Source organism: Roseibium sp., assembly GCF_025698965.1.
In the GTDB taxonomy this organism is placed as follows: Bacteria; Pseudomonadota; Alphaproteobacteria; order Rhizobiales; family Stappiaceae; genus Roseibium.
Map to the genome: position 1 here is coordinate 1 of NZ_JAILWL010000358.1, position 6,823 is coordinate 6,823.

A 6,823-nucleotide genomic window follows, 5' to 3' on the forward strand; every position below is an offset into this window, starting at 1 on the left:
GAGCCGGTTTTGGCCCAAGGCAGCACGGCACCTTCGCGAAGCGACAGGGAGTGATCGGGCACGACCAGATCTTCCTCAAAGGCAAGTGTGGTTCCCAGACCGTCGCACGTTGGACAGGCGCCAAAGGGATTGTTGAAGGAAAACAGCCGCGGTTCGATTTCCGGAATTGTAAATCCTGAGACCGGACAGGCGAATTTCTCCGAGAAAATCAGTCGTTTCGGATCGCCGTTGTCTTCAGTCTTGTCGGCAAACTCGGCAATCGCGATACCGTCTGCAAGTTTGAGCGCTGTCTCGAGCGAATCTGCCAGTCTGCCGGCAATATCGTCGCGCACGACAAGCCGGTCCACGACAACGTCAATATCGTGTTTGTATTTTTTATCCAGAGCAGGGGCATCGGCAATTTCGTAGAATGTGCCGTCGATCTTGACGCGCTGGAACCCCTTTTTCATGAGTTCCGCCAGTTCCTTGCGATACTCTCCCTTGCGGCCCCGAACCATGGGTGCAAGCAGGTAAAGACGAGAACCTTCGTCTAGTTCCAGCACCCGATCAACCATCTGACTGATGGTCTGGCTCTCGATCGGCAGGCCGGTTGCCGGAGAGTAGGGCACACCAACGCGCGCAAAGAGCAGCCGCATGTAATCGTATATTTCCGTGACCGTTCCAACCGTTGAACGGGGATTACGCGAGGTTGTCTTTTGCTCTATGGAAATAGCCGGTGACAAACCGTCGATCTGGTCAACGTCCGGCTTTTGCATCATTTCAAGAAACTGGCGCGCGTAGGCGGAGAGGCTTTCGACATAGCGACGCTGGCCTTCTGCATAAATCGTGTCGAAGGCGAGGGACGATTTACCCGAACCGGATAGCCCGGTCATGACAATAAGTTTGTCTCGGGGCAAATCGAGATCCACACCCTTGAGGTTGTGTTCTCGCGCTCCGCGAACACTTATGACCTTCGTCGGGTCAGTCTTCCAGCTTTGGTCGGCCTTGAGGCTCTTCGCTGTCGTCATTCTATCTCTTCCTGACCTCACGCAACCACGTAATTGCTGCCCGTGCGTCTGTGAATTTCATTCAAAGCGGTTGGTTTCCAGCTTTGCCATTTCCCCGATATAGCAGTTTGAAGCCAAGCTTCCAGAGAGGCGCGCTAATGTGTCGGTAACTTTTTTGCTGCTGTTACGGGAGGCCCCGCAATTACGAAGTTTGATTGAATCGGTTTTACAGAAATGATAAGAACAAAACAAGTACATGTTTACGCTACACGTCAGGAACTTAGTCAGCCGGGATCGCTGAGCACACGAAACGCCTTGCAAATGTTCCTGACAGGAAAATCGTGACGGAAAGGAACAAACTAGGGATAAATTGTGTCCTGAAAAATTCGCATGGCGGTCGCGCCGGTCAAAAGGCAGCTAATTTCTTGTCTTTCCGTGGTCCTGCCTTGTGGAAAATGGGAGTGGAACCGCGAAAAAGAAGGCGCAGCTGTTGGCGTATCGCTACGGTTCTGGTTTCTAGCGGCAATGGTTGCTACGTGGTTTGCCGAAAAGAGCGCGATGAAAGCTCTAAAAAATACGGCGGGCCGCGAAAAACAAACAGGAGTGCAGAATGGCGGGCAGCGTCAACAAAGTAATTTTGGTCGGCAACCTTGGAGCCGATCCGGAAATCCGTCGGACGCAAGACGGTCGGCCGATCGCCAACCTGCGGATTGCAACTTCGGAAACGTGGCGGGACCGCAATTCAGGAGAGCGCCGCGAGAAAACCGAATGGCACCGCGTGGTGATTTTCAACGAAGGTCTTTGCAAAGTCGCCGAAAGCTATCTGCGCAAGGGATCCAAAGTTTATTTGGAAGGCCAGCTTCAGACGCGGAAATGGCAGGACCAGTCAGGTCAGGACCGGTACTCGACAGAGGTTGTTCTGCAAGGCTTCAACTCCAACCTCACCATGCTTGATGGCCGTGGAGAAGGTGGCGGTCAACCTGGTGGCTTGCCGGACTACGGTAATGACCAGCAAGGTGGCGGCGGCTTCAGCGGTGGCGGTGGAGGCGGCGGCTTTGGCGGAGGATCCAGCGGTGGTGGCTTCGGTGGCCCATCCGGTGGCGGCGGTGGCGCAGGTCCGATGGATGACGAAATTCCGTTCTAAATATCAATGAAATCCGGGAGTAACCCGTCTTGGGTTGCTCTTGGAGCCGGCATTGCACTATCCACCTACATTCGGGTCGTAAGGGGTGCTGGGGTCGTCGACCCCGTCATAATATTCTTTTGCGGTCCCAAGACCGCAGTGATAAACGGCTTCCTCCGCACGCGTATCTCCACCTGTAATCGGCGCGCCGTTGTGGTGCGCCAATTCGTGGATAAGCGTTGCAAGAACCATCCACCTTCCCATATTGAAGGCTCTGTCGCCGACCGCAATTTCACCGGTCGGTATGTGTATTTCGCCATGCAGAGGTGAAATTGTAGGACCATAATTAACCCATATGCTGCTGTCGCCGATCAGGCTTGATAAGCTTCGGCTGCCGGGCAGGGACCTGAAATACGCATTGCAGCTCGGATTGTTCTTGACCATTTTGAACAACTTGCTTCGAGCCCATTTCAGTTTGCTGTACTGAGATGAATTGAATTTGCCGTATTTCACGACAGGTGAAACGTGGTCACCAATGTTGAACTGAAACGGCATTCATCCGCCTCTCTGCTGTTGTCTTCTAACGCACAAGTTTGCGAAGAGTAGCGATTCTGCCATGCGGAGACCGTGATGGATGTCACGAAGAAGCCATTTGAAAGCAGCATTTGAAGGCAGAAATTTTCAGAAAGGCGCGATTTTGGCTTTGAAACGCCGTTTTTGACATTTGGATCGCATAAGGCGCGGCATATTCGTCACACTGATTTGATTTCAAAACCTGTGTATGACCGTGTCCCTTAACCATCTGAATAACACTGATATAGTATCAAGCTGTTCACCATGAGTGTTTTTGCCGTGAAAGCAGGCAGATCGGTTTCGTGTAGGTGGGACGCAACTCTGGAGACGATTGCCTGGCTGGTTTGTTATCCGGGCAATTTCTTACCTTTGAATGAGGTTAGGAAAGTTCGGTTCTAAAGTGGACCGCGAGACCGGATCGACACCAATTAATAAATTTGCAGGTTTGGACAATGCGAACGAACAAGACTGAAAAATGTATGCAGCTCGACGGCGGTAAGGCTGCATCGGTAAGACAGCCTGGAACCTTCCTGGGAAACTCTGTCAAAGCTGCTCTGATGGCGACAGTAATTGCATCGGGTTTTAGTGGACTTTCAGTCGAAACCGCGTCCGCGCAAGGTTTGTTCCAACGTCTTTTCAATCCGGAAAACCATCGCAGGCAACAGGAGCGCGAGCGGCAGGAGCATCTTCGAAAGCAAGCTGCCACGGTCAAGGTTTCCGCTCCGCGCTATCTCAACTATTCTGCCGATGCCTGGAAGCCGGTCTCTCTCGAAACGCTTTCTGAAAAGAAAACCGCTGAGCTGAAGCCGGAGCTTCAGGAACAGGAGGTCGCCGAGGATGGAACCGTCATTCAACCTGAAAGCCAGCCGCAGGCTCCTGTTGTACTGACTGCATTCGATGAAGCGCGTCCGGCGCTCAAGAATATGTCTCTCACTGTATTACCGGAAGTTGGCAACGCGATCCTGGCCTATTATCGCGAACATCCTGACTTTGTCTGGATTGAAGACGGCAAAGTCAGCGCCAAGGTGAAAGACGTTCAAAAGGCGCTTGAAAACGCGGATACGTTCGGACTGGACCCGGTAGACTATGCCGTTGCACTGCCGGCGACTTCAAACCTTGACGAAGCAGCGCGCGATGCTGCTTTGATGCGCTTTGAAATGGAGCTGAGCGCCGCCGTATTCGCATATATTCTGGATGCAACTCGCGGTCGGGTCGATCCAAACCGGATTTCCCAGTATCACGACCTGCCGCGACACAAGGTTGACCTGGTCGCTTCTCTTCTGGACCTCGCTTCCAGCGAAGATGCATCCGCTGCCCTTGAAGCGCATCAGCCTCAAAACGATCATTTCAGGAAGCTGACTGCTGAGCTTGCAAAGTTGAGGGCGGAAGATCAGGAAACGGATCAGATTGTCATTGCTCCGGGCACGTTTCTCAAGGCAGGCAAATCCAGCCCTGAGATGAAGAATATCGTTGCTGCAATTCAACAAAATGGATCGCAGGAGCTGAAAGAAGCGCATGCCGAGACGCTCGCTGCCTATGACGGTGCCGAAGTCTATTCACCCGAGCTTGTCGATCTGGTCAAATCTTTCCAGAAAGAAGCCAGTCTGACGCCGGATGGCATTGTCGGTAAAAACACCATCAAGGCGATGGTTGGTGAAACAAACGCAGCCAAGATTGCCAAAGTCGAGCTTGCCATGGAGCGTAGCCGCTGGATTCCTGAAGAGTTGGGCGAGCGCAAAGTCTTCATCAATCAGGCTGCGTTCACGGCGACCTATACCGCTCCTGACGAAATGCCATTGTCCATGCGCGTGGTTGTGGGCAAGAAGTCCAATCAGACAAATTTCTTCTACGACAAGATCGAAATCGTTGAATACAATCCCTATTGGGGCGTGCCGTATTCAATCATCGTCAATGAAATGCTGCCGAAACTTGCGCAGGATCCGAGTTATCTGGACCGTGCAGGTTACGAGGTGACGACACCAGGTGGACGTCAGATCTCTTCCGCAGCCGTTGACTGGTATGCGGTTGCCTCCAAGCAGCAATCCATCAATGTCCGTCAGTATCCGGGGCGATCGAACGCGCTTGGTGAGGTCAAGATCCTCTTCCCCAACAGACACCACATTTACATGCATGACACGCCTGCCAAGAACCTTTTCAAAAAGGATATGCGTGCCTTCAGTCACGGCTGTATCCGCCTGCACGACCCAAAAGCTATGGCGGCGGCTGTACTTGGAAAGTCCAAGGATTATGTAACGTCCCGGATTGGTGCTGGTCAGAATGAGCAGGAAAAGGTGAACGGAGACATTCCGGTCTACGTGTCCTATTTCACCGCATGGCTGGAACTGGATGGTGAAATTGCCTATTATTCTGATGTCTATGATCGCGACAGGTATCTGCTGAAAGCAATTGAGAAAACGCGATCGGTTCGGGAAAAGGCGAGAGCTTCCTGATCAAGAAATTCAAAAACAAAAACGCCGGGGCATGCCCGGCGTTTTCTTTTTCAGAACTTGAAAATGCTCAGGATTGACCAGACAGGCAACCGGACAGCGAATCTGAAAGCCCCTTGAGGAGATTTGGATAAAGATCCGGCCCATTGGCCAGTTCAGTTCCAAGGGGGTCAAGCGTTCCCTTGCGCGCATCGCTGCCCTCGATCACGACGTTGACCAGTTTCGCGTCGAATTGAGGTTCCTGGAATACGCAGGTCACATTCAGGTCCTTGATCTGGTTTTGGACCTTTGAAACCCGGTCGGCGCTGGCAAGAGCTTCCGGTGACAGAGTAATCGAGCCGCTGGCTTCAAAGTCAAAGTGGTGCTCGAAATGATGATAGGCATCGTGAAACACCACAAATTTCTTGCCTTCAAGCGGCTTCAACTGTTCTGCGATCTCACCTTCAAGCTGCTCGATTTGTTTGGTAAATTTTGCGGCATTGTTTCTGTAGGTTTCAGCGTTTTCCGGGTCGATTTCGGCGAGGGTCTCCGCCATCACACCGGCAATTGCAATGCCGTTGTCCGGGTTTAGCCAAATGTGAGCATCCTTTGAGTCGCCGTGGCCATGATCATGTTCGTCCGCATGTTCTGCTTGCACGTGATCGTCGTGCCCATGTTCTTCTTCACCATGGGCATGCTCTTCGTGGTCATCATGATCATCGTGATCGGCATGCTCATCCTTGTCACGGTCATCGTGCTTCGCGTTTTCCGCATGATCTTGATCGTCAAGGTCTTCATGCTTTTCTGCGCGATCATCGTCGCCATGCTCCGCATGGTCGTCATGATCACCGTGATCATGCGCATCAAAATTTGCGCCCTCGCGAATGGCGAGATGTTCAATGCCGGCAGCGTCCATGAGCGCAACGGTTGCAGCGTCGGCCGCCATTGAGTTGATCGGTTTTTCCAGAGAAGGGGCAAGTCCCGGACCTATCCAGAATACTGCGTCAGCGCCCTGCAGCAGAAAGGCCTGAGAAGGTTTCAGGGCAAATCCGTGCGGAGATGCGGAACCATCAATCAGAATGTGAGGCGTTCCAACTCCGTCCATGACCGCAGACGCAATGGAATGCAAAGGCTTGATGGTTGTGACAACGGCGGGTGCGTCAGCGTAGGCGGGTTGTGAAGCCAGCGAAATGCCAACTACCCCAGCCAGCGTCGTGCAGGAAAAGAGAAGGCGACGCCGTAGAGAATTGGATTGGGAACGGATCGGGGAAGTCATTCGTGAAGGTTCCAGATTTATGTAATGTTGTAACATGTAACTGTATAACGATCAGCTTGGTTGCGCGCAAGCGGGTTCTGACCTCCCAAGAACCAACCATCGGCCGCGAGACCTTGGTTTGTTGCGCATAGGCGGTTAAGGTCGCAAAAAAACACTGCTGGATCAGATATTTCATGTCCACCGTAACTGACGTTGCCGTAAACCGGTTTCTGAAGCCTTCACCGCCAAAGGCCGCCCAACTCATAGTTTCCATGTACGGAGACATAGTTGAGCCGCGCGGTGGCGTTCTTTGGATGGGGAACCTGATCAGTCTTTGCGCCGGTTTCAATGTCAATGAATCGCTGGTTCGTACAGCGGTCTCTCGACTGGTTTCAAAGGGACAGCTTGAGGGGCAAAGGGAAGGGCGGAGAAGCTACTATGCGCTAACAGAAGAAGCGCG

At 52.6% G+C, this 6,823-nt stretch carries 4 protein-coding genes and 2 pseudogenes; 3 read left to right on the forward strand and 3 right to left on the reverse strand.

The window, feature by feature from the left end; all coding sequences use genetic code 11:
* Positions 1-1,007 (reverse strand): annotated as a pseudogene (locus K5905_RS23680) (excinuclease ABC subunit A); the annotation flags it as partial.
* Between the two features lie 589 nt (positions 1,008-1,596).
* Between K5905_RS23680 and K5905_RS23685 the strand changes: the two are divergent.
* The gene (locus K5905_RS23685) at positions 1,597-2,130 is read left to right on the forward strand and encodes a single-stranded DNA-binding protein (protein WP_297588575.1); all 534 of its coding nucleotides are present in this window, start codon (positions 1,597-1,599) and stop codon (positions 2,128-2,130) included.
* A 57-nt stretch (positions 2,131-2,187) separates the two neighbouring features.
* Here the strand turns inward: K5905_RS23685 and K5905_RS23690 are convergent, their stop codons facing one another.
* Entirely contained in the window at positions 2,188-2,664 is a 477-nt protein-coding gene (locus tag K5905_RS23690; protein ID WP_297588577.1) for a hypothetical protein, read from the reverse strand.
* Positions 2,665-3,161: 497 nt separating this feature from the next.
* Here K5905_RS23690 and K5905_RS23695 point away from each other — a divergent pair, with 497 nt between their 5' ends.
* Positions 3,162-5,132, forward strand: coding sequence for a L,D-transpeptidase family protein (locus K5905_RS23695; protein WP_297588580.1), 1,971 nt, complete (start codon positions 3,162-3,164; stop codon positions 5,130-5,132).
* A gap of 67 nt (positions 5,133-5,199) precedes the next feature.
* On the opposite strand, the gene K5905_RS23700 is transcribed toward K5905_RS23695, so the two are convergent.
* Positions 5,200-6,384, reverse strand: a complete 1,185-nt coding sequence (locus K5905_RS23700; protein WP_297588583.1) for a zinc ABC transporter substrate-binding protein — start codon at positions 6,382-6,384, stop codon at positions 5,200-5,202.
* Positions 6,385-6,557: 173 nt separating this feature from the next.
* Here K5905_RS23700 and K5905_RS23705 point away from each other — a divergent pair.
* Positions 6,558-6,823, forward strand: a pseudogene (locus tag K5905_RS23705) (PaaX family transcriptional regulator); the annotation flags it as partial.